The organism is Acuticoccus kandeliae, from assembly GCF_003073115.1.
In genome coordinates this window covers 1-329 of the sequence record NZ_QBBV01000131.1, presented here as the reverse complement: position 1 = coordinate 329, position 329 = coordinate 1, and the positions used below count along the sequence as shown (strand labels likewise).

Here is a 329-nt window from a genome sequence, read left to right as displayed (position 1 = left end):
CCGGGATCTGCCGGTCGAACCGGCCCGGGCGCAGCAGCGCCGGGTCCAGGATGTCCGGCCGGTTCGTCGCGGCGATCAGGATGATGCCGCCGCGGGCGTCGAAGCCGTCCATCTCGACGAGCAGCTGGTTCAGGGTCTGCTCGCGCTCGTCGTGCCCGCCGCCGAGGCCGGCGCCGCGCTGGCGGCCGACCGCGTCGATCTCGTCGACGAAGATGATGCAGGGCGCGTTCTGCTTGGCCTGCTCGAACAGGTCCCGCACCCGGGAGGCACCGACACCGACGAACATCTCGACGAAGTCGGACCCGAAGATCGTGTAGAACGGCACGCCC

General features: G+C 70.8%; 1 protein-coding gene. It reads right to left on the bottom strand.

The annotated features are described in order from the left end of the window. A partial coding sequence (locus DBV35_RS29620; protein WP_117434505.1) for an AAA family ATPase occupies positions 1-329 on the bottom strand: 329 nt, incomplete at both ends.